Origin of the sequence: Nocardia sp. NPDC058058, assembly GCF_042885355.1 — a bacterium.
Taxonomy (GTDB): Bacteria; Actinomycetota; Actinomycetes; order Mycobacteriales; family Mycobacteriaceae; genus Nocardia.
Window position 1 is genome coordinate 929,973 of sequence record NZ_JBHVSA010000003.1, and the last position, 20,586, is coordinate 950,558.

General features: G+C 64.0%; 20 protein-coding genes. 6 read left to right on the top strand and 14 right to left on the bottom strand.

Annotated elements, in window-relative coordinates:
* Positions 1-884 precede the first annotated feature (884 nt).
* Complete coding sequence (locus ACFVUS_RS27900) at positions 885-1,166, bottom strand: hypothetical protein (protein ID WP_387772631.1); 282 nt, start codon at positions 1,164-1,166, stop codon at positions 885-887.
* Between the two features lie 199 nt (positions 1,167-1,365).
* Between ACFVUS_RS27900 and ACFVUS_RS27905 the strand changes: the two genes are divergently transcribed.
* Positions 1,366-2,211: a DUF4253 domain-containing protein gene (locus ACFVUS_RS27905; protein ID WP_387772634.1), complete on the top strand. Its 846-nt coding sequence runs from the start codon at positions 1,366-1,368 to the stop codon at positions 2,209-2,211.
* A 178-nt stretch (positions 2,212-2,389) separates the two neighbouring features.
* Here ACFVUS_RS27905 and ACFVUS_RS27910 read toward each other — a convergent pair whose 3' ends face one another.
* The 3 genes from ACFVUS_RS27910 to ACFVUS_RS27920 all read right to left on the bottom strand — a co-directional run bounded on the left by ACFVUS_RS27910 (position 2,390) and on the right by ACFVUS_RS27920 (position 4,006).
* Positions 2,390-3,004, bottom strand: coding sequence for an NAD(P)-dependent oxidoreductase (locus ACFVUS_RS27910; protein ID WP_387772637.1), 615 nt, complete (start codon positions 3,002-3,004; stop codon positions 2,390-2,392).
* A gap of 124 nt (positions 3,005-3,128) precedes the next feature.
* Entirely contained in the window at positions 3,129-3,539 is a 411-nt protein-coding gene (locus tag ACFVUS_RS27915) for a nuclear transport factor 2 family protein (RefSeq protein WP_387772640.1), read from the bottom strand.
* Complete coding sequence (locus tag ACFVUS_RS27920) at positions 3,536-4,006, bottom strand: nuclear transport factor 2 family protein (protein WP_387772643.1); 471 nt, start codon at positions 4,004-4,006, stop codon at positions 3,536-3,538. Before ACFVUS_RS27920 ends, ACFVUS_RS27915 begins: the two co-directional genes overlap by 4 nt.
* Before the next feature lie 85 nt (positions 4,007-4,091).
* Here ACFVUS_RS27920 and ACFVUS_RS27925 point away from each other — a divergent pair, with 85 nt between their 5' ends.
* A complete protein-coding gene (locus ACFVUS_RS27925; RefSeq protein WP_387772646.1) occupies positions 4,092-4,961 on the top strand; it encodes a helix-turn-helix domain-containing protein in 870 nt (289 codons plus the stop codon).
* Positions 4,962-5,474: 513 nt separating this feature from the next.
* Here the strand turns inward: ACFVUS_RS27925 and ACFVUS_RS27930 are convergent.
* Together ACFVUS_RS27930 and ACFVUS_RS27935 are read right to left on the bottom strand one after the other, a co-directional pair.
* The gene (locus tag ACFVUS_RS27930; protein WP_387772649.1) at positions 5,475-5,819 is read right to left on the bottom strand and encodes a hypothetical protein; all 345 of its coding nucleotides are present in this window, start codon (positions 5,817-5,819) and stop codon (positions 5,475-5,477) included.
* 42 nt (positions 5,820-5,861) lie between these two features.
* Positions 5,862-6,311, bottom strand: coding sequence for a DUF4189 domain-containing protein (locus tag ACFVUS_RS27935; protein ID WP_387772652.1), 450 nt, complete (start codon positions 6,309-6,311; stop codon positions 5,862-5,864).
* A 567-nt stretch (positions 6,312-6,878) separates the two neighbouring features.
* On the opposite strand from ACFVUS_RS27935, the gene ACFVUS_RS27940 reads away from it, so the two are divergent.
* Positions 6,879-7,610, top strand: a complete 732-nt coding sequence (locus ACFVUS_RS27940; protein ID WP_387772655.1) for a hypothetical protein — start codon at positions 6,879-6,881, stop codon at positions 7,608-7,610.
* On the opposite strand, the gene ACFVUS_RS27945 is transcribed toward ACFVUS_RS27940, so the two are convergent.
* From ACFVUS_RS27945 to ACFVUS_RS27960, 4 genes are all read right to left on the bottom strand, one after another.
* Complete coding sequence (locus tag ACFVUS_RS27945) at positions 7,588-9,210, bottom strand: GNAT family N-acetyltransferase (protein ID WP_387772658.1); 1,623 nt, start codon at positions 9,208-9,210, stop codon at positions 7,588-7,590. The two genes, ACFVUS_RS27940 and ACFVUS_RS27945, sit on opposite strands and share 23 nt — an antisense overlap.
* Before the next feature lie 701 nt (positions 9,211-9,911).
* On the bottom strand, positions 9,912-11,141 hold the full coding sequence (locus ACFVUS_RS27950) for an alpha/beta fold hydrolase (RefSeq protein ID WP_387772661.1): 1,230 nt from the start codon (positions 11,139-11,141) through the stop codon (positions 9,912-9,914).
* Between the two features lie 1,060 nt (positions 11,142-12,201).
* Entirely contained in the window at positions 12,202-12,684 is a 483-nt protein-coding gene (locus ACFVUS_RS27955; protein WP_387772664.1) for a DUF6301 family protein, read from the bottom strand.
* A 141-nt stretch (positions 12,685-12,825) separates the two neighbouring features.
* Positions 12,826-14,190: a hypothetical protein gene (locus ACFVUS_RS27960; protein ID WP_387772667.1), complete on the bottom strand. Its 1,365-nt coding sequence runs from the start codon at positions 14,188-14,190 to the stop codon at positions 12,826-12,828.
* Between ACFVUS_RS27960 and ACFVUS_RS27965 the strand changes: the two genes are divergently transcribed.
* Positions 14,190-14,579 (top strand): hypothetical protein, encoded by a 390-nt coding sequence (locus tag ACFVUS_RS27965; protein ID WP_387772670.1) that lies wholly within the window; start codon positions 14,190-14,192, stop codon positions 14,577-14,579. The genes ACFVUS_RS27960 and ACFVUS_RS27965 overlap by 1 nt on opposite strands.
* A gap of 146 nt (positions 14,580-14,725) precedes the next feature.
* Here the strand turns inward: ACFVUS_RS27965 and ACFVUS_RS27970 are convergent, their stop codons facing one another.
* From ACFVUS_RS27970 to ACFVUS_RS27985, 4 genes are all read right to left on the bottom strand, one after another.
* Positions 14,726-14,956 carry a hypothetical protein gene (locus ACFVUS_RS27970; RefSeq protein ID WP_387772673.1) on the bottom strand — a complete coding sequence of 77 codons (231 nt, stop codon included), beginning with the start codon at positions 14,954-14,956 and terminating at the stop codon, positions 14,726-14,728.
* Positions 14,957-15,492: 536 nt separating this feature from the next.
* A complete protein-coding gene (locus ACFVUS_RS27975; RefSeq protein WP_387772676.1) occupies positions 15,493-15,969 on the bottom strand; it encodes a diadenosine tetraphosphate hydrolase in 477 nt (158 codons plus the stop codon).
* Positions 15,970-16,092: 123 nt separating this feature from the next.
* Positions 16,093-16,680, bottom strand: coding sequence for a hypothetical protein (locus tag ACFVUS_RS27980; protein WP_387772679.1), 588 nt, complete (start codon positions 16,678-16,680; stop codon positions 16,093-16,095).
* Between the two features lie 273 nt (positions 16,681-16,953).
* Complete coding sequence (locus tag ACFVUS_RS27985) at positions 16,954-17,523, bottom strand: TetR/AcrR family transcriptional regulator (RefSeq protein ID WP_387774732.1); 570 nt, start codon at positions 17,521-17,523, stop codon at positions 16,954-16,956.
* Positions 17,524-17,712: 189 nt separating this feature from the next.
* On the opposite strand from ACFVUS_RS27985, the gene ACFVUS_RS27990 reads away from it, so the two are divergent.
* Both ACFVUS_RS27990 and ACFVUS_RS27995 read left to right on the top strand, forming a co-directional pair.
* On the top strand, positions 17,713-19,065 hold the full coding sequence (locus ACFVUS_RS27990) for a carotenoid oxygenase family protein (protein ID WP_387772682.1): 1,353 nt from the start codon (positions 17,713-17,715) through the stop codon (positions 19,063-19,065).
* A 95-nt stretch (positions 19,066-19,160) separates the two neighbouring features.
* Positions 19,161-20,582, top strand: coding sequence for an MFS transporter (locus tag ACFVUS_RS27995; protein WP_387772685.1), 1,422 nt, complete (start codon positions 19,161-19,163; stop codon positions 20,580-20,582).
* Positions 20,583-20,586: the final 4 nt, after the last annotated feature.

The following is a 20,586-nucleotide window of genomic DNA, read 5'->3' on the forward strand; positions in this document are numbered from 1 at the left end:
GCCAGGCACATTTCGTCGGCGGTGTTCAGCGTTGTCATGACCTGCCATCGAGGAGTGGGCTCGTTCGGGAAAACCATTGGCGCAGTACGGAATCGGGAAGGCCAGCAACCCCATCGCCAAGCAGATGCGGATATCAGCCGTTGTAGACCTCATCGATCTGGACGATGTGGTCGGCATCGATGAGGATTTGGGCGATGGGCGTGACCTGTCCCCATTGGGCGGCAGTGGCTTTCATCAAATCGAGAGTGCACGAGGTCCTACCGCTGGACTCACTGCGGCAAATTGTGCCGTGCTCGGCAGTGATGGCGACGCGTTCGGACACTCGTACGGTCATCCGGTCGCCGCATGGCTCCAATGCACCCTGCGTTCCGGGCAGCCTCACGTGCTGGATCATGCTGTAGGTGAGCGTGTTGTCCACTGACAGGTCGAGCAACGCGACGAGGTGGGTGCCGGGAGCGGTAGCTCCATCGGAATTCGAACACGGGCCAACGAGTTCGACCGCGGCATCGCTGCTCGCGATGGCCAATCGGCCGTTTGCCGTAGTCCCTGCCGGCGATCCCGGCGACGGGGTTCCGCATCCGCCCAACACAGTGGCCGTCGCAACCGTGATAAGCGAGATCGATATGGGCCCAACAAGTTTCACCGCATGCTCCTGTGCTCGATCGACGAGGGGCCGACGCCCCCGGTCAGGATGGAGAACTCGTAAGCCGGAAGCCAACTCCGCCCGCTCGGCACGATAGTCGGTTGCCTCGAAGCCGGTGCGTTGGGAAGCTGCTGTCGGCCAACCGGTTTGGACAGCCGACAGATGCGCAGGTCGCGGCAATTGAGTATGTTCCCTGATCACCGCCTCCCCACCTGCGGGATCGACCCGCTTCGATCTCGATTTACTGCCGGTCGAGGTCTACAGGTCGTTGGTGGCCGCAGTCGAGTTCGACACCGCTCCGATCACGCACAGTGCTCTCAACCAACACTGCAACTGTGATGCCGTTGTCGAGCCATGAGATCTCGAACGGCGGGGCACCGTTGTCCTGTTCGGAATCCCCGCCTTCCTCGAATTCGACGATGAAGACATCCCCTGGGCGCATCCAGTAGTCCCGTCCCCACGGTTCCAGCCAGACCGTAATTGTCTTCTCGGCGAAGGGGTTGGACAGCATGAGCTTGGGCATTGCCGCAGACTATGCCACCCACACGAAAACAGGATGAGTACGCACGGCTGGCAGCCGTGAAACGCACTGCCCGTTGATCTTCCGACGCACCACGCTGGCCGGTTAGGTTAGCGCGCCATGCGGAAGTAGCGCGCACTCAAGTCACCTGAAGCCAGCGCATTTGTCGATTCACGTGCCACCTTGATGACGGTGATGGTCGATGCATCTCATCGCGATCGACGACATTCTGTCGTGTCCGATGTCGGTGTCCCACACTAGATTCCTGGCCGTGGTGGATTCTGTTGCATTTCCTGTCTTGCCCGTGGGTTTGCCGTCTGGACGGTTCATCGATGCTGAACGCTCGGATGGCCGCGCGGTGATGTGGGTGACCGACGTGCGGTTGCCGCGAGCAGGCGCGCTATGGGCGTCTCTGTATGAACAGCGCCTCGAAACCGGTCTGTACCCGCTATTGCTTGACGCTCTGGACTCTTCACCACGTGCTGTGTTGCAGCGCGACTACCGCCCATGGTGCAACGAGAATCTGCGCTTCGTGCCCATCGAGAAGATCAATGCACTCGATGCTGACACCGTATTGCGGGGTCTATGGCCAGAAATCGATGACGATGATCCGAGGCCTATACCGCAGCAGTGGCCCGGTCTGGCGGTACCGAGTCGCGGTGGCGCAGATCCCGACCGGACAGCGTGGGAGTTGGCGCGCCGTTTTGCTGACGAGAGTGATCGCCTCGTCGGACTTGTTCCGACCCCGCGCGGTGCGGACGCATTGAGTCTGTGCGGTTGGTGGGGACAGCTCAACCATACGAATTTCACCGAAGAGGTCTCTGCGGTCCTGCGATCGTGGGAGCTGCGTTTCGGCGTACGGGTGATCAAAGTTGGGTGGGACACTTTGGATCTGTCTGTGGGCGCACCGCCGACCAGCCGTGAGCATGCCCTGCAAGTGGCCGCCGAACATCTGGCGTTCTGCCCCGACAACCTCGCCTGCGACCCAATCGAGTCGTATGCCGCAGACTTGATCGGCCGCACTCACTGGACGTTCTGGTGGGACTAGATCCTCTGCCGCAGAACGCGAAAGCACGCAACTCGGCAGTTCATTGCGTTCGGCCCGGCCGAAAACGCCTCGGCGCGTTGATCTTCGGCGGTATCGGATGTGACACGGACCGAGGGTCTTCGAATTCCGCGCGCGGCGTGTGAGCGATCTGCAGGCGAGCCGCTCATAGGCCTTCGGGTCAGCGCGCGAGTGGAACAGCGATCCGGCCGGGGAACCGCGGGTTCTCCGCTTCGTCGAGCATCGCGGCGGCAACGGTGTCCCGGCTCACCATGATTCGGAAGATGCTCTTGGGGGAGGCGTCGAGCCCGACGGTGCGCCGGTTCGGGCTGATCGGTTTGTTCGACAGGGGTCCGGCGTGGAAAACCGTCCCGCCGGCTTCGGTGACCACTGCGTCGGACTCGACCTTGTCGGCGACCTCCGCACCGAGTCCCTTGAGGACCAGCCGGTTGAGCGTGCTTGCCACCGCGGCCGAGGGGCCGGTGCCGTAGGCGCCGAGCCAAATGACGCGGGCCCCCGACGCCACCGCCGACCGGGCGCCTGCGGTCAGCACGCCCGGCTTCGTCCCCTTGGGCACACCCAGTCCGGACAGCACCAGTTCACTGCCTTCGAGCGCCGAGTCGATCTCGTCAGTGTGGAACACGTCCGCGGCGATCTTGGTCAGCCCCGGGACGTCCAGAACGGTGATCCGGTCCGGATTGCGGGCGATGGCCCTCACGATGTGGCCACGCGCGAGTGCCTGCCGGGTGAGGGAGAGTCCGGTGGGGCCGGACGCGGCAAGAACGGTGAGCTGCATGAAGATTCGACTCCTTGAGGGTCAATGCGCAGGATGTTTTCAGTTCGCGCGGCGGGCTCGTCACACCGCCGAATTCCGCACCGAGCCGTGACGACGCTCAGCGGGCGTTCTACCGAGCCGCATTTCAGTCGAGGATGTTCAGCTGTGTCGATGTATCCGCGGCATCGACCGGATCGAGGTAGAAGCGGACCGCTGCGGCGCGACCGCTCTCGACCCGGATGATGACCGTGCCGCGAATGGTCTCGACCACCCCGTCGGCCCGCGTTCCGATCATCTCCCACTCCGTCCACACCCGGTCACCGTCCACCACACAGTCGATGACCCGCGCGTCCAGGCCGTTCGAATACCGGGCGAAGATCATCGTGTAGTTCGCGCGAACCTGGCCGGCGCCGCGGAAGGAGCGATCGGGGTGTACCGGCACCACGCAGTCGAAGTCATCGGTGTAATTGACCACCAGCTTCTCGACGTCACGATCGGACATCGCGGCGGCCATGCGAAACGGAACGGCGCGCACTTCTTCGGTCGATGCGCTCATTTCACGCCCGCCTTGTCCGCGATCGTGTAGAGGTCGGGATTGCCCGCGAACGGGGCTTTCCGCACGACGCGGATGCGCCTGATTCGCCATTCATTGTCGACCCGCTGCAGGTCGACGTGCCAGAAAGCACGCATCACGAGCCAGTCGACCTCGTCGGCGGGAACATGGTGGTAGGCCACCACGAAACTCCGGTAGATAGCGTGGTCGTCTTCGAGTTCGACAATGACGTTGGAGGTCGAATGGTGAGTACTCTGAAACCCTTCCCGCACCGCCCGGCATGCGGCCACGAATTCATCGGCATTCAATTCTTGCGACGGCGCGCCCAGATGCTCGGAAACGTCCATCGTCACGGTGTCGGCCACGATCGCACGCAGACCGTCCCAATCTTCGAGATCCTGTGACCAAGCGAAGCGAGCCACGGTCTCGGTGACAGCGACCCGGTCGGCGAATTGGTTGACATCAATCATGGTGGTTACTCTTCCGGGTTTCGGCCGCCGTAGCGGGGGCCAAGATGTCCCCCTCCCGGGCCGATGCCGCTGATACCCTTCGGCCATGTCGGACGCGAACACTTTGGGAACGGTGTTGCGGGAGCGACGTGAACGCACCCGACCCGAACACGTGGGCGTCGCCAGTCATGGCCGCCGACGCACGGGCGGCCTGCGCCGTGAAGAGCTCGCCGAATTGGCCGGCGTGTCAACGGATTACCTCAAGCGGATGGAACAGGGTCGCCGACATCCTTCGCCTGGCGTGTTGAATGCCTTGGCCCGGGCACTCCGGCTGAGCAGGGCGGAGTACGAGCACCTGTGCGCACTGGCCGGTTACGCACCGGTCGACGGGCGGGTACCACGGCGGCTCAGTGATGGCGCACGCCGACTCGTGGACCGGATAGAGAGCACACCGGTGTGCGTACTCGACGCCACGTGGACGGTCGTCGGCTGGAACCGGGCGTGGGAAACGCTGGCTTGCGGCGTGCCCTCACTTCACCCGCGCGAGGGCAACATCGCCTGGCGAGTGTTCGTTGGCCAGGGCGGCCGGGTGGCGCGGTCGCCGCGTGACGACGCGCGCTTCCAGCGCCTGCTGGTCGCCGAGCTGCGTACGGCCTCGACCCGCTATCCCGCGGACGAAGACCTGGCGTCTTTGACCGCCGACCTCCAGCGCGCCAGCGCCGTGTTCGCCGAGCTCTGGGCCGGCACACCCACCACCGGGCAGCACGACAGCCGGATGCTGCTGCAGCATGAGAATCTGGGGCAGATCGCACTGGACTGCGACACCGTCCACATTCCCGACGGCGACCTGAGGGCGGTGGTGTTCACGGCAGACCCGGGCTCGGCCGACGCCGCGCCACTGACCGAATCCGTGCTGGACGTCCGCAGTGCGCACTCCGGCCGACAGCAATCCGATGACCATCAGCTCGGCACGTGAGGTTCTGGCCGAATACATGTGGTGCGGCAGCTGTATTTCGTTGTGCTGGAGTAGGTTTCGCTGGGAGTCGATTCGGCGGGCGTAGGTTTGTGTCGTCGGAGCCAGCAACAGGCGGCGCGGACCCGGCTGAGGGCGCGGGCTTGGATTGCACAGATCACTGGTCGATGATCCGAGTCCGCAACGGTTGCAGACGCCGCTGACCGCATCCCGCGGTGTTCCGCATCGAGGAAGGAATCGCTTCGGGCTTCCCGTAATGGAGCCATTTGCGGACGCCAGAACGGCCCGATTTGCCTCGGGCCGTTGATCTTCCGTAGCTGGTCGGCCCGGACAGTGCTCCACGCGCGTGGTCGGGCGTTCGGGAGATGCTGTGCCGCAATGTCGAACGGGGGAGCGCAACCCGCTGGCGGCTTGGGCTCGAACCTGGATGTGGGCGGTGCCGTACCGACGTCGGTGAGCTGTGTCGAAAACGGTTAAGACCTCCAGCCCGCCGCCCCGTTCACCAAGCCGATGAATCTACTCCCGAGATTGTTCGACTTCCCGCAGAACCACGCGACGCGTGACGGCCAGGGTCGCACCCGCCCACACCACGCACAGAACGACCACACCACCGGGGATGATCATCCGCCAAGGGTTGTTCTTCCACGCCAATTCCTCATCGTAGGAGTTGCTTTGGCTGGTGCTCTTGTAGCCGCCGCACCGGTCGCCGGACTTCATCGTCTGCCCACCGCAGGACACGGTGTCCCCGCGCGAGCAGGCGCCGATCAGGAAGAACACCACCGCCACCACCGCGATGACGCCCGCCAGCCCCAGGTGTGTTACCGCCCGATCGAGTGCGCGATCTTCGCTCTCCGCCGACATCGATTCAATTCCTTTCCGGGACAGGCAGTAACGGGCTGTGGTCTAGCCGGTGCATTTGGTGACGATGACGTGGGGTGTCATTCCGGGCGTGCCCGCAACACTTCCCGTCGCCGGTTGCGGCGTGAAAAGGATGGGATCCTTGACCTTGATGTTGGCGATCGCGTTCTGCTCGGCTTCGGCGGGCGTTGCGCCGACACCGCCCGCGACGGTCGTTTCACCGTCACTCCCGACGACGGAGGCACATCCGTCGGACCAGCTGATGATCACCCGACACGAGCCCCCGCCGCATTCACGAAGTGCGGCATTCTCGGCCGCCGATTGATTCGGATAGTTCCAGGTCGCACCCCACGAGGCGCGCGGGTTTCCATTGATCTTGGTGTCGACGGCGATTGAGCCGTGCAACGACCCGGACGCACCGGCAACGGGCGCACCCGCCGATAGGAACGCCACCCCCGCCGCTGCGTACGCAGCGGCCTTCCATGAAATAGACACTGTGAATTCTCCCCTTGGCCAATAGCTTCAGAAACAAAGCCGTGCCGATCCTGGACGAAGGTGCATCGCTTTGTCCAATCGGGGCGCGAATCTTGTTGCCTTTGCCGGACTGGGAGTGGGCGTAGCGTAACGCGCCTTCAGAGTGAGCGATCAACTCTGTTGCGCAGCAACACAATTGATGCGGCTGCGGTCGGTCCGAACCGCTTGTAAGCGGTATGAGAGTGCCTTCGCAGCGGCTGATTTGGTCGTTTGTGCCATGAGCTGTTGGCAGCGGCGCAGGTGGGAGGCCGGGCGGGACGACCGCCAGCCCGGCGCCGAACCGGATGAGCCGGGCAGTCGGCCATCGACGATCGCGATCCCGAGGGCATGCCGATCTGCCTCAATCCCACTGTCCCGCAACACTGAACAGCCTTTCGCCTGCGGCCGGCACCATCTCGGGTGGTGATGGCTCTGCGCTTCAGGATGCGGGCATGATTCATCGCCAGCAGCACCATCATTCACGCTGCGGCTCTGTCAACACCGCCGTACGATCCTGTGCTGGACGCAGTGATGTGGCGGGAGGGTTTGATGGCAGGCCACGATGAAATCGAGCAGGCGTTGGCACGCCATCCAGAGATTCGCGCGAGTGCGGTGCTGAGTGTCCCCACCGGTCGAGGCGAAAAAAACGTGATCGCCTACGTCGAGACCGATAGCCTCAGCAGCGAGCAGATCCAGGGGTTCCTGAGCGACTCGGGACTTTCGCAGAGGGTTTTGCCTCAGGTCGTGGTCATGATGACCGCGCTGCCGCGCACCTTTCGCGGAAAAGTAGACCGTGAGGCACTTCCGCTACCGCCGATCCATTGCGCCGTACCCGCCGGCAAGGCAGGGCTTTCTCCCACGGATGGGCGCGTGGTCGGTGGCGTCATCTGCACTGCGATCTTCGCCGTGTTCGCGCTTGCGTTCACCGGAACTCTGTGGCCCGGTTCGACGGACCTGGCCTTGGTGCCCACGCCGTGGTCGTGGTGGTTCCGGGGACTCTATGCCGCCGAGGTGATCTCATTCGGGGCCGGCGTCGCATTCGTGCTCTTGGCCTGGCCTGCGATGGCCAGGCTCGGACGCCCACTCGGCCGGACCCTGCTCGCCTTCGTGGCGATCGCCTGGCTCCTGCTGGCCTGGTGGCCGCAGGATAATTTCTACCGGCTGACCGCCAAGAACGATTGGCCGCGGCAGGCAGCGCTGGTGTACGGCTTCAACGTAACCTTGATGCTCGCAGCGCTGGCGGTCGTCGCCTTCGTCGTCAGTGCACCACGCCGTCACTGAACCCGTTCGGATTCTGGGGAATTCGGGCGGATACGACCCGCCAAAGGTCGCCGTTACGTCGAATAACCTCGGCCTCGGCGGCACCGATCGCCTCCAGGGAACGGCCGGCGAGCGCGATCCCGAGATAGGGCGCGGGATCGAAGGCGGCCGTCGGAATCGTGACCAGCAAGGTGACGCCCAGAGCCCGGCACGATTCGACGAGTCCGCCGACATGCGCGCGCAGCGCCGGGTCCGGCAGTCGGGCACCGATCCGAAGGCAGTCCAACGTCCGGACGAAGTGCCGTCCACCGTGCAGCCTGTCCAAGGTGTTTCGTATGTGGAACGTCACGGCCGGTCCGGTCAACCGCAGATTGATTTCCATCGGTGCCAGCGCACCTGCTGCCGTGACGACGAAGTCGACGTCGAACCACCCCCTGTACCCCCACCTTGACAGCACTCGGCCCACCATCATCGCAAACCGCGAAGCCGTCCGGTCGAGATCCCTGGGCACGACGCCAGGACCGACAGTGGCTCCCATGTAAGCCGTCCCGGCCACATCCATTTCCGCCACGCCGACCGGATACACCCACCCCTGCGCGTCGATGACCGCGTCGAAAGTGACGTCACGGCCAGTCGAAACCCCGTCGATGTACTCCTCGACCAAAACCCCTGTCCTGGACCACTCCCGGAGCAGCCGGTACAACCCGGGCGTCTCGCGTGAGACGATCATCGTGCCGGATCCACCGGCTCCGTACTCGCGTTTGAGGACCACCCGTCCGCCCTCGGCCAATTCCTTGTGCAGTGCCCGCGCCGAGCGAAGCGATCGCTGTGCGGGCACGACGATCCCGCGACATTGTCCGGCCAGCTCATGAAAGAGGGCGTTCGCATGCCGCTTCGACTCGAAATGGCGCACCGCCCTGAGTAACTCGCAGTGCTGCGGCGCCCAGGACGAGGTCCACCCCCATGGCCGCACGCCCGGTCCGATACTGCGCTCAGTGAGTGCGCCCACCGCCAGCTCGTCCCAACCGAGCGTCTCGGCGACGTGTTCTCTCCACCAATCGGCGACCGGCAATGGCAGTAGCACCTTGGCCGGTTCCGGTCCGCAAAACGCGGCCAGGCACGAGTAGTGGTCGGGCTCGGCCCGGACACCGGTGAACTGCCCATGGAACTCCGCCACATTGCCCACCATCACCGGGCGTGTCCCGCCGTTCCATGCTCTGACCCAGGATGGTTCCGGAGAGATCGGGTAGGCATGGAAGCCAACAAGATCAGCCGCATCGGCGACCTGGGACCGCTCGGCGCCCATTGCCCGATAGAACGGCACAGCGTGCCGATCCGCGGCGACATTCACAACGGTGAACCCGAGTATTCCGGCTCGGGTGAGCACGTGTTCGTAAAGCACCCGCCCAACACCACAGCGCAGCAGTTCGGGCTCGACGAAAAGCAGGCCGAACGCGCCCTCGGGAGGCTCGCCCTCCAGCGTGGCCACACCTACCGCGCGACCTTCGTACTCGGCGACCGCTACACGCCGGACCAAGACCTCCTCGGGTCGAATACGCAATTGCTCACGCACTTGTGCGAGGAAGTCGTCACCGTAGCCCCACACCGCCTTGGACCGCACCGCCAATTCACTGAGCAGCCCGGCCTCGTTCGGGCGCGCCGCCCGCACTACGAGCCCATTGATCACCTCATCCATGCCGTGTCGACCATAGCTCTGTGGCGGGGCTGGTATCGCACCTTCTGGACCCTTCACCATGATTCAACAAGCAAGAGACCCCCTTGCGAACGGCGGCGTCTTGCTCTGTGCCCCAGCTTGTTTCGACGGAGGCGCAGATCAGTCGCGCAGCTCGTCTCCCGGTAACGGATGCAATCCCTGGTACGCCACGCTGACCTGAACCGCGTCCTCCGCATCGCCGATCGATCAGGAACGCACAACATCATCGACACCCTCTCGACCCAGAAGAACACTGAAATCGCAGCCACTAGAACGGACTCCGCATCCTCATTCGGCTTGTGCCTGCTCCGGACAACACCGTGCAATCGACATCAAAGTGCGCCGCTGGGATTGAATTGCTCTGTGCCCGTTGATCTTCCGGCACGCCGCGTGGCCACTTCGAACACTGCGCTACACGACATATGCGGATATCAGCGGACCATACGACCGTCGGAGCGTTCTATAGGTCACCAATCGACCAGCATGATTCGCAACCGACATTCTTACGTCAGGCAAGGCGAAATCGCTGCGGCGAGAACAGCTCCCGCTCATCGGCTCGTAGGCCGACTCGATTAGCTTTCTCTCGAATCGAAGTTCGCGATGGTCCCTCAGACCCGACCGCGGACGAGATCGATCAACCGCCCGAGCACGTGATCCCCGGACGCGCGTAAACCGTTGTGCTCGTATTCATTGGTGATCCACGGCCGTAGTGTCGGGATCAACCGGGCGGTTTCCTCGGAAAACGTGCGCTCGACGTACATGTCGCCGGCGTAGATCGCGGCCGCGGCGGGGACCGTGCACTCGCGCAGCACGTCGGCGTCATACAGCTGCGACCACTCGTGTGCCGCGAGGAGTTCGGCGGTCTGCTTCATCGGCCGGAGACCGTGGAAGTCGTCGAAGAGCCAGGGGAATACGTGTTCTCCGGTGAACAGCGTCCGGTCGGTGCGGAACTCGTCCGGCAGCACGCGCTCGGCAGACCAGCGGGTCGCGAATCCGTCGGAGTAGGAGGACTCATGGATCACCGAATACAGCGGATTGCGTGCGGTGAACGGCAGCGAATTGGCGACGTCGTGCGCGAAGGCGGGTGACTTCGGGTCACGTTCGAGTAGGTAGTGCAGCGCTTCCTCGCCGCCGCTGGCACCGAGGAGATATCCGAGCTGCTGGAACAGCCGCGCGGTGAGCGGACTGCCGTCGGGCAGCACGACGACCCCGGCGTCGAGCATCGGCAGCAGCGCCTCCACCCGGCCGCGATCACCCGGATAGCGCCGGTAGTAGCGGCGATTGCGCTCGATCAGGTTGGCGAACGTCGCGGTGTAGACCTCGTCGGGATGTCGCGCGATCGGCGGTAGCCCGCCGGTGAAGAAGGCCTCGGCCAGGCCTTCGGGAGCGTGGGAAAGGTATGCGAGCGTGCAGAACCCGCCGAACGACTGCCCCAGCACGCTCCACTTCTCGACGCCCAGCTGCCGCCGCACGAACTCCGCGTCCCGGACGATCGCATCAGCGCGGAAGTGGGTGAGGTATTCGGCCTGCTCGGCCGGAGTACCGGACAACATGCCGACCGGCGTGGACCGTCCGGTACCGCGCTGATCGAGCATCAGCACCCGGTACTCCCGCAATGCCCGCGGCAGCCAACTCGGAGCCCCGAGCGACGGCCTTGGCGCCTCGTGCCCCGGCCCACCTTGAAGATAGAGGAGAAACGGCCGGTCGAGCCCATCCGGATCGGCGACCTCCCGAGCGAAGACGGTGATCTTCGGTCCGTCAGCGCGGGAATGGTCTAGGGGGACGGCGAACTCGTGCTCGGTGAGCGCCAGGCCGGGGATGCACACACTGGTTGCCATACGCGCGATCCAACCAGAACGGATACCTCGAGGTCCGCTGGTCCGCAGGTTCGTCACGACATGGTTGTCGTTCCTAAGAGTGCCGACAGTGGTCCACTGACCAGACACGTGCGGCCCCTATTCCCCATCCGGACTCATGAACATGGAGCACGCAGATCACTCGATCCCCAACTCGCAAGCCAGGTAGCTCACTGGACTCCAACCACGCCTCGATAGAACTACCCGCCGTTCCCTGTGAAGCCAGACTCGGAGTCTCCTCAGGTACGCTCTGGAGCCCGTACTCGGTGTACGCGTGCCCATCATTCGCATGATCGGGTGTGAAATTCACGATGAAATGCACATCTCCGTCCCAAGTGGGCGAGAGCTCCACACCCAGGCCGTACAACAGCGCCCAGCATGCCCCCACGACGATCAGGCAGCCAATCACCAAGCCCGCCAATAGCGCCGTGGCGTCGCCGATCAACTTTCTCATCCGCCCCCGAGCCTCGTTCCGGTCAACGCGTCCCGGCGCCCTGACGCTATCAGCTCTCCCACATAGAAATGCCGGTGAGCATGTGGAGAAGTTGTGTTGAACCCTCGCGGATTCGGTTACGAGCCAAAGCATTTCAACTGCGATCTTAGAATTTCGCCGTACTTCGGTTGATTTCCTCGTCCCACCGGCGTGCTGGTTACTGGCGGCGATCATCGTGGTCGAACTCGTGGTTTCGTTCGAAGCGGGTGGCTCGATGTGGAGAACGAAGTCGTCAGCGTGAACACCAGATCCGTTGGACACGGCGGCGGACACGCGGTCCCGTACTGGCCGGAGAACTCCCCGGACGGCGCCACATCGTTCCGAACGACATCGCGCGCGATCGACATGCACTGAATTTGGCAGTTCAGTGCGTTCGACCCGGCCGAGATCGCCTCGGCGCGTTGATCTTCGGCCCTGCCGCGTGGCCGTTTCGAACCGCGCGGGATGCGGCAAGTAAGAAACGGGTATCAGGATCGGATCCAACGACCGCGGCCATACGTGACCTCTGGCCGCTGATCTTTCGGTTGCGCGAGACCTATTCGTGCCAGCTCAGTACGCCGCGAAGTCGTCCGGGGTGTCGAGCCATTGCTGGTAGGCGGGGTTGACCAGGTAGAGGTTGATGTATCCGCGCAGCACATAGAGCCGGACAACCAGATTGTTGTGGTCCCACCGCGCCTTTGGTTCCGGTCCTCGTTGAACATCGTGGGGCGGGCCCAACCCAGTTGCCAAGCGCGCCACCAGAGTGTCGTATTCGCCTTGCAGCCGCTGCATTGCCGCGCCGTCGTTCGCATTGACCTGGTCAGTGACGACTATGATCAGCTCACGGATGCCGCCCTGGTCCCACTCGCGCCAATATGCCTGGGACTGCGCCGCTGAGAGATCGGTGCGGAGAGTCGTTGTTCGCCCGGTTCGGCTGACAACCGCCCACCCGAGCGCGTCGCATACAGGGGTGAGGTCATCCTCGGTCCAGCTCCAGTCGAACGATGCCGCGACAGTGGCGATGTGCTCGACTTTCTCAGTTTCGACCAACATGAGCGCTTTCGGTTGTGCGATAGGTCAACTACCTGGCCCTGAACGGACCGGTTTCACTGATCATGCCCGGCCATGACTGCCGAGATGCTTTCTTAGCCTTCGATCTTCGGCAACGACTCGCTTTCGTGAGGCGAAGGCGGGTTAGTGATCTGCTTGCGGGGCACGGAGTTTCGCGGTGGCACGTCGGCGTAGCGGCCCGGACTTACTCTCGCCGGCGATTATGCGCAACTGGTCCAGGGCCACATCGCTGCCGATCATTGCGAGAACCGCAAGTCCGTCTGCGGCGCGTGTACTGGCACCCGCGGTCGGCCATGCCTGGATCATCGGCCGCAGCTGCTCGGCTACGGTGTCATCACCGAGTAGACCCAGCGCATGGAATATCCATGCGTGTTTCGCCGGGTGGCCTGCGCTCTCCCAGAGTTCGAACAGCGCCCAGCCGAATTGGGCCCCGGAGGTCCGGTCAATGGCCTCGGTCACGACCCTCACGTCGGGATAGACATTGCCCGGGCTGCTCATTGCCAACATCGTGACAAAGTCCGCGACCGCCGCCAGCGGCAGTGCCCGGTCAATGTGCCGCAGTCGAATCTGCGGCAGCACAGCAAGATTCAGCCACTTCGGCAACGCGGGAATCCTTGCAGGAAGGCGCAGCAATGGGTCATCGGACAGCGCCGCCGAGATCGCCGCCGCTGCAACCTCACCGAAAGTCGCTGCGGCCGTGTCGATCTCCTTGCCGTATCCGTCCTCCGAAAGCAGCCGTAACAGCGTCTCGGCCCGGCGGCGTTGCTTCCCCGGTGCCGATAGCGCCAGGGGAACCAAATCCAGGGCTGCCGCACCCGGATGACGGCGGAACCATGCCAGGGCAGACTCGCGGCTGCGTTTGTAGTTGACCCAGTCCAGCATCAGGGCGGTGATGGAGGTCCCCTCCAGCGGTGCCAGCACATAGGCGAAGAATCCTGGATTCTGAGCGGCTACCGCGATTACGAAATCCGTTGCTGCCAGACCGTATAACCCCAGGATTCGCCGGGCAGGCTCAGCGCTCGACATATAGCCGGGACGAGCGGTCGAAAGATGTGGTCGGACAAGTTCTTCGGGAGCGACCGCCAGCACGTTTCCCAGCCCCGGGGACCTCTGAGCGACCATCTGGGCAATGCGAGCGGGCCACGTGGGGTCATCGATGGTCGTTCCCTCCCACTTGGTGAACGTGTACCAGGCGTCAGCGTCGCCGCCCCAAGTCCACAGCACCACCTGGGCCCACGCCTCCTGTTCGCCAGGTGCCCAATGGATTTCGATCGGCCGCTCGACTGCCATATCAGCGATGACCACCGGCCGTGGTCGTCGTCGTGGTTGCGTCCACAACGGCTCGATCAAAACCGAAGGTAGGTCGGTCGAGTCGGCGTCGGGGATACGGGTCGCCAACGAATTCTGCTGCTCCAACATCTCTTCCAGTCTCATCTCGAGTGTTGAGGCAAAGATAGCGATCGCCACCGACAGCCGGCGATACCGCATTGCACCTCGACGGGGCGTTCCGTAATCTCGGCTGCGAGGTTCAAGGGGAGGGAAACAAGAAGCGACACAGTATTTTTGGTTTCGGCATCTCGATTGCCGCCGCAGGCGCACTGCTCAATCCGATGCATGCGGCCGCGCAGGAGTTCGCGCCAGGCGTTACCTGCGAAGGGCGCATCTGCACCAACGACACCGACGACCAGTATGTCGTGCTCTGGGAGGTGACCTGCATGAATGTCGTGCTCCCGCCCGGCGAAACCGTCAGCACCGTCACCACGACCACCGGTCATTTCAGCCAGACGGTCGCACCACGCTCGACTCTGTCGGTCGACACCGACTGCCCGCAAGGCACGACGCTGTCGTACTGGATCACCGGGGTCCAACCGGGATAGCTCACCGCAGCACCGACACGAACAGTGCCTTCCCGCCCGAGTGCACCGGCTCGTTCCCACACACTGACATTCGGCATGGTGAGGGGAAAGTCGGTCGATGCTTCGTACGGAGGCTGGCAGGATGCCCTAGGGAAGGGGTGGGCAGATCATCGACAACACGAAACCGATGCAGCCGTATCGTAGCCGCGCCCATCCGGCCCCGTCGTCACGGTCGGTTGCGCGGCAGTCGACTGGTATATCTCCGGCGGACAGTATGCTCCCGAACAGTCCGAGAAGTCGAACAAGGCGGGATTCTCCACCCACTTACCGAACACCCACAACCCGCAGGACAGCACCAACAGCACCCCGAACACGATCACGTACTTCTTGAACCACACGCGCGCCATGCTAGCGCGATGCCGCCCCCGTATATTCATGCACTGATTTCGGCAGTTCAGTGCGATCGGACAGCACCGGATCACCCTGGCCGGTTGGAACTTTCACTGCATCACGCTGGCCGGATCGATCGGCATGGCACACGCCACCCTTGAGGTTCGGGTGTTTGCTGATCGAGTTACCTATCGGAATCAGCAGAGCTCTCGCGCGCACGCTTCAGAGCTAAAACTACGGCTACAATCGCTCGTATATCACCCAGGTGCCCGAAAGTCACCAGATCGGCGGGGTTAAAAGCCGCCGAAGGTATGCCTCCGCGGATATCGATATTGCACACGACCTCTAATTCGGCCCAACACGAATCCACGGCAGCACGAGCGGATTCGGCGCCAAGGTGCAGGAAACCGGCACGCCGACCCCGCGCACGACGCGCTACGACCGTGGCTGAGCTCGGGCTCGACCGGCATCCGAACTGCGTCCTGGCCGCTTACATGGCTTCTGCCACATGACTTCTCAACCGTCCGCGTATGCCGATTCTCGGTTAGACGGAGGCGAGTCGATCCAACTCTTCGCCGATCGCCTGCCGGAGGCCCCCGTGCTGGGAGGTGAGCGCGTGGCGCGGATCGCTCCAGTGTTCGCTGGGGTACAACCACACGGGGTTGTGCACCAAATGCTTTGGTTCCCAATCGAATCGTGGCCATACGTGAGCATGCAGAAAGCTGTCGGTGTTTCCCAGAATCTCCAGGTTCACGCGCCGGAAGGCCGGATCGAGCCGGGTGCAGACGCGTTCGACGGCCTCGCCCAATCGATCCATGTCCGCCAGGTAGGCGAGCCGCCTGCCTCGGGGAAGGTCCGAGAGTCGTTGCGCCAGTGGGTCGTCGGTGAGTAGGACCGAGTACCCCGGCAGGAACTGCACGTCCCCGATCACGGCGAACCCGGCATCCAGTCGCCGCATTACGGTGGGGTTTTCGCCACGAAGAGCACTACCGATCCGGTCCGCTCGAAAGTCAACGCTCATCACACGCGACGCTACCGAATGTCGGCCGACGCCGCCTACGGTGTGGATGTACGCCCGTCGTTCGGCGACGAACTGAGAAGGGAGGAACGAAATACGGTCCAGGCGACGAAGCCCTCATTGTGACTACGCCAAGATCTCTGCTTTCAGATCTGGTTTGCCGCGCTCCTGCGCGAACTCCAGCCCACGCTCGCACAGTAGATCCACGAAGTACGCATACGAGCTGTCGTCGCTGTTCACGGCCATCATGAAGAGCGGCGCCAGCAGGTCGTTCGTCGACTCCTGCGACCATCGATAGCCAACCGCCGGACCGTACCGGTCGAAGATCGGTGCACCATTTCCAGGGGAGTTGAACCAGACACCCTCGACGCGTTGCACCATCCACTCGCCGATATAGGTGATGAATTGGTCTGCGAGAGCAGCGTTTTCGGGATCGTACCGCCCATCCTCACCGCGCACCGCGATATCGATCAGCGATGTGATCCAGTCGAACGCGGCGACGCTGAATCGGCCGTCGAGCGATGGGCGGCCGTCGGTGCCCCGTACCGCTTCGAGTCGGGGCAGCGTTTCGGTGAACAACCGATCGATGCGGGCATCGATCGCTTCCGGGGTGCTCCACGCGCGCCAGGCGGCGGACTGCTGGGCATCGGCATCGAAGAATCCTGGATCCAGCTCGCTGTCTTCCGGAGCGGCCCGTCTCGCGTCGGTTCTCACGTTCCCTCATATGCGTGTAAGTCGTTGGTAGTCAAGAATATTAGATGATCTCGTACTGCCACAACGAGCGGTCATCGCCACACCTGTGACTCGGCAGGTGTCGTCGAGGCGGGATGAACGGTTGGGCCGGGAGCGGTTCGAACACCCATATTCGGGAAACGCTTGCTCATGCGTCGAGCGTCATCGCGGGCTCGGCATTGAGCCCAACCCGGTGCGCCCGGGTCGTGAAATGCCCGGTGAGTTCGAGCAGGTTTCGCTGGCGACCGCGGTGGGTCAGTGCACGAGCGGCAGGAAGATCGTGTCGACGATCTCCTCGAGGACGTGTTCGGGTACCGAGGCGAACGCCGAGAGGATCTCGTGGCGGAGTAGGACGAAGGGCAAGGTCTTGATGCGTTCGGTGGGTAGGTCGGCTGGGATCTCGCCGCGGGCGACGGCGCGGTCGAAGAGGGTGTTCAGGGACGCGTCGCGGCCGGGTGCACTGGGGTCGAACAGTTCGGCGGGACTGCGGCCGGTTTCCCGGTAGTAGCTGGCCAGGTGTGAGTACATGACGGTGATCAATTCCACGTGGGCGGTGTTGATTTGGCGCATGAGGGTGAGGATGTCTTCGCGCAGGCTGCCGGTGTCGGGTAGCGCGGGGCGCGACTCATGCAGGACGTGGACGATGGTCGCCCGGACGAGTTCGTCCCGGTCGGACCAGCGCCGATACAGCACCGGCGGGCTGGTGCCCGCTCGCTTGACGACACCGTCCATGGTGAAGCGCGCGTAGCCGTTGTCGGCCAGTTCCTCCCAAGCCGCGTCGAGGAGCGCCTTCTCCAATTCGGCTCCTCTGCGGCGCTGAACCATCACCCAACCTCCATTTAGATACACTTGCCTTTCTTATTCTATCGGTTTATCGTCGGCACAGTAAGAAAGACGCGTCTATCTAATGCGGTGAATCCCGGCCCCGACCGGTGGAACTGATGACGAAAACCCTTGGCAGGGAAGCATTCCTGTAACGCGACCCGCCATACGATCGAATCGCGAGGTACCCCGATGGACAGCGACATCACCCTTGCCAAGCCCTACCTGACCGGCCACTACCAACCCGTGCCGGACGAGGTGACCGCACACCACCTGCCCGTGCGCGGGACAATTCCCGCCGAACTGAACGGCCGCTACTTCCGCAACGGCCACAACCCGAAACCCGGTGACACACCGACACATTGGTTCAAAGGTGCGGGCATGCTCCACGGCCTGCGACTGCGTGACGGACAGGCCGAGTGGTATCGCAACCGGTGGGTGAAGACGCCCGCGCTCGACGGCGCACCCTACGTCCGTGAGGACGGCAGCATCGATTTGACCGCGAGTGTGGCGGGCACCAACATCATCGAGCACGCCGGGCGCATCCTGGCGTTGCAGGAGGCGAACCTGCCGTTCGAGGTGACTCCGGAGCTGGATACGTTGGGCGCCTACGACTTCGGTGGCAAGCTGAAAACCGCGATGACCGCGCACCCGAAGGTGGACCCGGTCACCGGCGACCTGCATTTCTTCGCCTACTCGCCGGTCGCGCCACATCTGATCTACTACATCGCCTCCGCCGACGGCGACCTTCGTCATCAGCAGGTTGTCGAGGGGGCCGGGCCGTCGATGATGCACGACTTCGCGATCACCGAGCACTACGCGGTGTGGCTGGATCTGTCGGTGACCTTCAACCCCGCCGAAACCTCCGGCATCCCCTACCGGTGGGACGACGCCTACCAGGCGCGCATGGGCATTCTGCCCCGCACCGCCACCGGCCCGGTGCAGTGGTTCGACGTGGAACCCGCTGCGATGCTGCATGTTTCGAATGCCTACGAGGACGCGGCCGGTCGGGTCGTCGTGGAAGGTCCGCGGCTGGACCGCTCGGCCTGGGAGATGTCGTGGAAGTGGTGGATCGGCGCACCCGGTTACCCGGCCGATCCGGTCGCCGGGGCTCTGCAGTACCGCTGGGTCCTCGAACCCGGTCAGCGCACCGCACGCGAGGAAATGCTGGATTCGCTGGTCACCGAGTTCCCGACGATCAACGACGACTATGCCGGGCGCCGCAACCGCTACAGCTACGCGGTCGCCTACCCTGGCTCCGGATTCGACGGCGTCGGAATCGTCAAGTACGACAACGACACCGGCGCACGTCTGCTGGCCCCGACCGGTGCGGGCCGCATCCCCGGTGAAGCTGTTTTCGTTCCCGCCGCCAACGCCACGAGCGAAGACGACGGCTATCTGCTCACCCTCGTCGGCGATCGCGCCGGCACAGCGTCGGAACTGCTCGTCCTCGACGCCCGCGACTTCACCGCGCCGCCGGTCGCGGCCGTCGAATTGCCCCGGCACGTGCCCGGCGGCATCCACGGGTCCTGGATCGCGGACTGATCGTCACTTCTGTTTGCGGTACAACCGAATTCGTAGCGTGGTCGTCCGATGGCCGGTGAGCCGTCGGATGACCGCCTGCGCACTGGAGACAGCTCATGAACCCCCAACCACGGCTCACTCCCGAAACCCGCGCCGATATGCCGACTGCCCGGGAATGGATCGGGCTCACCGTCCTGGCCACCGCGCAGTTCCTGGTCGTGCTGACCACCTCGATCGTCAATGTCGCCCTGCCCGATATCGGGCGTGGGCTCGACCTCTCGCCCGTAGGTCTGTCCTGGGTCGTGAACGGGTACGTACTCGCGTTCGGTGCCCTGTTGCTCCTCGGCGGTCGGCTCGGCGACGTATTCGGGCGTCGGCGCGTATTTCTCATCGGCACAACGATTTTCACGGCCGGTTCGATCGTGGCCGGACTCGCCCCGACCGCCGTGGTGCTGCTCGCTGCCAGAGTCGGACAGGGGGTGGGCGCGGCGCTGCTCGCCCCGACCGCACTCGCCTTGGTGCTGACACTGTTTCCCGCGGGTGCGGGCCGCGCACGGGCCATCGGCGTATGGGGCGCGGTATCTGGAATCGGCGGCGTTGCCGGTGTGGTGTCGGGTGGTCTCTTGACCGGCGTATTCGGTTGGCGCGCAGTGTTTCTCATCGGCGCGCCGGTGGCGATCGCGGTGCTCGCCGCCGCGATGTCGTTGGTGCCCGCGGATTCTCCCGCGGGCGGGCGGATCGATCTGTGGGGCGCGACCACCGTGACCGGTGGACTCGCCGCACTCACCTACGCACTATCGGTGGGAGGACAATACGGCTGGACCACACCGCGCGTCATCGCCCCGCTGATCGTGGCGGTACTGCTACTCGTACTCTTCGCCGTATCCCAGCGGCGCCTCTCGCACCCGCTCGTCGCCCCCGCGCTTCTGCGCACCGGCGAGGTACTGACCGCGAACATCGTCATGACACTGCTCGGCGCGGTGTGGCTGGGACTGTTCTTCTTCCTGCCGCTTTACCAGCAGAAGGTGCTCGGCTACACACCGATCCGAGCGGGTCTCACCCAGCTGCCACTGGCGATTATGATCACCACCGCTTCCACAATCACGCCGAAACTGGCTCGGCACCTGAACATCCGCGCTCTGCTGGCCACCGCACTGGCGCTGCTCGCGGCCGGGCTGGCCTGGCTCGCACGCACCCCCGTCGACGGTCGATTCCTCACCGACATCGCCGCTCCCTCACTACTGATCGGCACCGGGCTGGGCATCGCATTCGTCCTTCTCACCGCACGAGCCACTACCGGCGTACCCGCTGAACACACCGGACTCGCGGGCGGTCTGATCAACACCACCCGTCAAATCGGCGGTGCACTGGGGCTGGCTGGACTACTCGCCGTCACCACCGCGGCCGGTGACTCCGGCAACCACCCGACCCCGGCACACCTCGCCCACGCCTACGGCACCGCCTTCACCGTCACCGCGGCCATCGCGGCATTGGCGGCCCTGCTGACCGCCATCCTCCGCGACAGACCCGCACGCTGAGCGT

What these genes read in the sequence shown, in the direction of transcription:
- ACFVUS_RS27925 (WP_387772646.1), top strand. Translation starts at nt 4,092, where the DNA reads ATGTCGGACGCGAACACTTTGGGAACGGTGTTGCGGGAGCGACGTGAA.
- ACFVUS_RS27950 (WP_387772661.1), bottom strand. Translation starts at nt 11,141, where the DNA reads ATGGCAACCAGTGTGTGCATCCCCGGCCTGGCGCTCACCGAGCACGAG.
- ACFVUS_RS27985 (WP_387774732.1), bottom strand. Translation starts at nt 17,523, where the DNA reads ATGGTTCAGCGCCGCAGAGGAGCCGAATTGGAGAAGGCGCTCCTCGAC.
- ACFVUS_RS27955 (WP_387772664.1), bottom strand. Translation starts at nt 12,684, where the DNA reads ATGTTGGTCGAAACTGAGAAAGTCGAGCACATCGCCACTGTCGCGGCA.
- ACFVUS_RS27995 (WP_387772685.1), top strand. Translation starts at nt 19,161, where the DNA reads ATGAACCCCCAACCACGGCTCACTCCCGAAACCCGCGCCGATATGCCG.
- ACFVUS_RS27990 (WP_387772682.1), top strand. Translation starts at nt 17,713, where the DNA reads ATGGACAGCGACATCACCCTTGCCAAGCCCTACCTGACCGGCCACTAC.
- ACFVUS_RS27910 (WP_387772637.1), bottom strand. Translation starts at nt 3,004, where the DNA reads ATGCAGCTCACCGTTCTTGCCGCGTCCGGCCCCACCGGACTCTCCCTC.
- ACFVUS_RS27920 (WP_387772643.1), bottom strand. Translation starts at nt 4,006, where the DNA reads ATGATTGATGTCAACCAATTCGCCGACCGGGTCGCTGTCACCGAGACC.
- ACFVUS_RS27960 (WP_387772667.1), bottom strand. Translation starts at nt 14,190, where the DNA reads ATGCGGTATCGCCGGCTGTCGGTGGCGATCGCTATCTTTGCCTCAACA.
- ACFVUS_RS27975 (WP_387772676.1), bottom strand. Translation starts at nt 15,969, where the DNA reads ATGAGCGTTGACTTTCGAGCGGACCGGATCGGTAGTGCTCTTCGTGGC.
- ACFVUS_RS27930 (WP_387772649.1), bottom strand. Translation starts at nt 5,819, where the DNA reads ATGTCGGCGGAGAGCGAAGATCGCGCACTCGATCGGGCGGTAACACAC.
- ACFVUS_RS27905 (WP_387772634.1), top strand. Translation starts at nt 1,366, where the DNA reads ATGCATCTCATCGCGATCGACGACATTCTGTCGTGTCCGATGTCGGTG.
- ACFVUS_RS27940 (WP_387772655.1), top strand. Translation starts at nt 6,879, where the DNA reads ATGGCAGGCCACGATGAAATCGAGCAGGCGTTGGCACGCCATCCAGAG.
- ACFVUS_RS27900 (WP_387772631.1), bottom strand. Translation starts at nt 1,166, where the DNA reads ATGCCCAAGCTCATGCTGTCCAACCCCTTCGCCGAGAAGACAATTACG.
- ACFVUS_RS27915 (WP_387772640.1), bottom strand. Translation starts at nt 3,539, where the DNA reads ATGAGCGCATCGACCGAAGAAGTGCGCGCCGTTCCGTTTCGCATGGCC.